Origin of the sequence: Collimonas fungivorans (genome assembly GCF_028292705.1) — a bacterium.
Lineage (GTDB): Bacteria > Pseudomonadota > Gammaproteobacteria > Burkholderiales > Burkholderiaceae_D > Collimonas > Collimonas fungivorans_B.
In genome coordinates this window covers 1-3,936 of sequence record NZ_JAQGLV010000085.1, presented here as the reverse complement: position 1 = coordinate 3,936, position 3,936 = coordinate 1, and the positions used below count along the sequence as shown (strand labels likewise).

The window sequence follows — 3,936 nt, the reverse complement described above, 5'->3', positions numbered from 1 at the left end:
CCGCCAACGTCATCATCAATCCGGCCGACAACCCCAACCAGCAATGGCCGTTCAGCCAGCAATGGCGCTTCCTGCCGGCCATCGTCAACAACGGTATCTACACCATCACCAGCGCCATCAGCAACCTGATGCTGGGAATCTACCAGGGCGGCACGACGGCCGGCACCCGGCTCGGCATCGCCGCTGCTACCGGCGGCCAGGAACAACAATGGCGGCTGACCATTTCCAGCGGCAACTGGCAGCTGACCAACATCAAGAGCGGCCTGGTGATGGACGTGACCGGCCAGAAAACCGACAACGGCACCGCGCTGGAAATCTGGCAAGGCAACGGCGGCGCCAACCAGCAGTTCGCGCTGGTGCCACGGCCGGATGGCGTGAGCTACGGGATCAAAGGTGTGCAAAGCGGGCGCGTCATCGACGACAACAATTCGGGCACGTCGCCTACCAGCTACGGCACGACCGATGTGTCTGCGATTACGCTGTGGGATGACAATGGTGGAGGCAACCAGAGTTGGAAGTTCACCAAGGTTGGGTAGGGCGGCGGGCAGGTTGTCGGAGAGGCTGCAGTCCCCGCCGTAGTGCGTGACACCGTCCAGCGGCAAGAGAAATTGCGCCGCTGGACGATTTTTATCTGCGGTCCTCAGTCGAGGCAGTGCAGTCGTTTCTAGTGCAATTGCGACAATCTTTCATGTTGCCGCTGCCAGCCAGCGATGCCTGATCGAAAAGCACGCTATGCGCCGAGCGCCAATCCACCTGCAGCCCGATGAATACAAACAGTCAGGCCCCGCGGTTGATAAATATCCATCTGAAATGAGAACCTCTCGCCTTTGCCTTATGTCATAAGGCGCGTACGCCAATTGATGGGCACAATGAGGCGTCAATTGCCGCCCCAGTCCGGAAACTCTCCCGAATCGAATCAACAACAGTTACCTATGAAAGAAGCATGAAAAAATTATTCTGCATCGGCGCCCTGATCCTTGGCGCCAGTTCCTTCGCACAAGCGCAGGTCTATTTTGGCCCCGGCAGCGCGACCCCCATCAACCCGGATGCGGCAACGCGCGGCATTGACCGCCGCGCGCAGGTTCAACCGCGCGCTAAAACAAAGACTGTCCGGTGCCGTGACGGATCTATGCATAGCGCGCGCGTATGCCGGCGCCATGGGGGCAGTTGAATGGCATCGCAAACGGCAACATAATCGGAATTGCAGCGGCACTGGTTCTCATCGCCGGACCACTGTTCCATGGCGCGTCGTCGACATCATTGATAAGGAGCATACGAACATGGCACTGATTCCTCGAGTCGCACGTATTCTTTCGACAGCAGCGACCTACAGCATTTTCTGCATAGGCATGTTCTCCACCGCACACGCCCAAAACGCGCCAAAGAAAATCTCCGATCCAACTTTGATACAACAGATGGCTGGAACCTGGAACGTCCAGCAGCGCATGTGGCCGGGCGTTGGCGCTGAGGCCGTCAATCTGCCGCCAGCCGCTGCCCGCCGCCGTCTGATGGCTGGCGGTTTTCTAGAGGAGGTGATGGAACCGGTGCAAAAAACCGGGGAAGGATCATTCACCCGGACTGCATTCTTCAATTACAACGCCGTCAATCAGCAGTATGAGTATTTTTCGCTGGATAGCCGCGCTCCTCAGATGATGAATGAACGGAGCGACAAAACGGAGGAACAGATACACCCCGGTAAAGACGGGATAAAGCTCAGTGGAGGCAACTTTGTAGCGCCGCAGTGGGGAGCCGTCAAGGACGCTGCATTCACGTACCGGCTTACCGTTGGAGAGATAAAAAAAGACAGGCAAGTAGTCCAGCTTTACCTGACGCCGCAAGGAGGAGAAAGTCCCAAAGAATTTCTCGCTTTCGAATATATCTATACACGTCGGCGTTGACGTGCGCCCCGGCATCGACGACATGACCACGCGGGCACTCCCCGAAGCGCTCAAGGCCATGAAGGACCACGTTGAACAACTTAGTGCATGACTCGATTAAGATTCATTAAATTAGTAGAAATAGTATTTGGACATAAAGGGTTTAAGGAGCCGATATGGAAGCAAGTTTTTGGCATAAAAAATGGGAACGGGGTGAAATCAATTTTCATGGAAGTGAAGCAAACCCGTTGCTGACAAAACATTTTGAAAAGTTGAGCCTGGCAAAGGGCAGCCGCGTGTTCCTGCCGCTGTGCGGCAAGACGCGTGATATCGCATGGTTGCTTGCCAACGGTTATCGCATTGCCGGCGCGGAGTTGAGCGGACAAGCCATTAACGACTTGTTCAAAGAACTTGGCGTGGCGCCAAACATATCCGAGGTGGGAAAATTGACCCACTACAGCGCTGCCGATATCGACATATGGGTGGGCGATATTTTTGACGTGTCTGCGGAAGATCTCGGCCCCATAAACGCGATATACGATCGCGCTGCCTTAGTCGCGCTACCGGCCGACATGCGAAAGCACTATGCGTCGCACCTGATGCAAATAACCGGCGCCGCGCCGCAACTGCTGATCTCTTACGAATACAACCAATCGCAGATCGATGGCCCGCCGTTTTCAGTGAACGAGGACGAAGTAAGACAGCATTATGGCGCCGCTTATCAATTGAAGTCTGTCGAACGCAAGGATGTGGCGGGTGGACTGAAGGGGAAGGTTGCCTCAACGGAGAACGCCTGGCTCCTCCTTCAAAAAGCCAACAGATAAAGCGTTAAAACGCGGTCGACGGCGGCAATCCCATCAAGACGGCACCACTTTTTATAAAAACCATGCACAGGACAATATTCGCATTGAGTCTGCTTCTGTTATTCAGCGGCGCCGCACTTGGCGAGGAGAAATTCGATGATGCAAAGTGGCAGGCATGGGTGCCGGCTGGATGGAAAATACTTATCGGCACTACAGGCGGATTAAATCAGGCCGATACGGACGATGCCGTACTCGTTCTGGAAGAGGACAACCCGAAGAAACGCACAGAAGATCCTACCGGCAATTCGGGTAGAGAAGCGAATCTCAATGGTCGGCGCTTGCTGGTCCTGTTTCATACAACGTCGGGATATCGGAAGGTTGTGGAAACGGATCGTTTCTTACCCAGCCAAAACCAGGAAGGCAATCAATGCACGTCCTGGAGCATCCAGGATGTTCAGGTGCGCCACTGGCAACTGCATGTTTTATTACACCATGAGTTTGCCTGCGGCAGCGGCACTGGCGGCGACAGCAAGTTTGTCTTTCGCTATCAAGACGGGCGGTTTCGTCTGATCGGACTCGACGCCAGCTTTGCCGCACGCGATACCGACAGGACCCTCAGCGTTAACTATTTAACCGGGAAACAAATCTTCGCCAGCGGCAATTTTGACGATGAAAAGATGGAAAGAAAGTCGGATATTCCGGAACAGAAAAAACATATCTATCTGGATCAGATCAAACCGGCGTATTGCTACGATTTGAGCGATTCTTTCTCAGAAAACAAATGCAAATGACCTCGATCTGGCTGGCCGGTGACGGCGTCGTCGCGCAGCGGTGTATTCTACCGCCATGGATTCCCTGATAGCCGCCTCCGCCCGGGCTCTCGCCGCCGGCGATGCGCTCGGCGCCCTCAAGCGTGTCGCCCTGCGCGACGATCCGCCGGCGCTGGCCTTGCGCGGCATCGCCATGGCTCAGCTTGGTGAACATTCGCGCGCCCGTGAGCTGTTGCGGCGTGCCGCCCGCGGCTTTGGCGCCCATGAGGAGCTGTCGCGCGCTCGCTGCGTCGTTGCCGAGGCTGAGGTAGCGCTGGCCGTGCGCGATCTCGGCAGCTCGCCGCGCGCGCTGGCGGCGGCCCTGGCCACGCTGGAGGCCCACGGCGATCACGCCAACGCGCTGCAGGCGCGGCTCATCGCAGCGCGCAAGCTGTTGCTGCTTGGCCGTCTCGACGAAGCCGAAGCTGCACTGACACAACTCGATGG

The 3,936-nt window shown here is 56.4% G+C and carries 4 protein-coding genes and 1 pseudogene; all 5 read left to right on the top strand.

The annotated features are described in order from the left end of the window. A partial coding sequence (locus JWQ61_RS04405) for an RICIN domain-containing protein (RefSeq protein ID WP_304359445.1) occupies window positions 1-536 on the top strand: 536 nt, incomplete at its 5' end. 744 nt (window positions 537-1,280) lie between these two features. Further along, the gene (locus JWQ61_RS04400) at window positions 1,281-1,898 is read left to right on the top strand and encodes a DUF1579 family protein (RefSeq protein WP_304359444.1); all 618 of its coding nucleotides are present in this window, start codon (window positions 1,281-1,283) and stop codon (window positions 1,896-1,898) included. Window positions 1,899-2,053: 155 nt separating this feature from the next. Then, a complete protein-coding gene (tmpT, locus tag JWQ61_RS04395; protein ID WP_304359443.1) occupies window positions 2,054-2,701 on the top strand; it encodes a thiopurine S-methyltransferase in 648 nt (215 codons plus the stop codon). Between the two features lie 83 nt (window positions 2,702-2,784). Beyond that, window positions 2,785-3,471, top strand: a complete 687-nt coding sequence (locus JWQ61_RS04390; RefSeq protein WP_304359442.1) for a hypothetical protein — start codon at window positions 2,785-2,787, stop codon at window positions 3,469-3,471. Between the two features lie 55 nt (window positions 3,472-3,526). Next, window positions 3,527-3,936, top strand: a pseudogene (locus JWQ61_RS04385) (helix-turn-helix domain-containing protein); the annotation flags it as partial.

Bases quoted from the DNA above. Each gene is read 5' to 3' on its own strand.
- JWQ61_RS04400 (WP_304359444.1), top strand. From the start codon at position 1,281: ATGGCACTGATTCCTCGAGTCGCACGTATTCTTTCGACAGCAGCGACC.
- tmpT (WP_304359443.1), top strand. From the start codon at position 2,054: ATGGAAGCAAGTTTTTGGCATAAAAAATGGGAACGGGGTGAAATCAAT.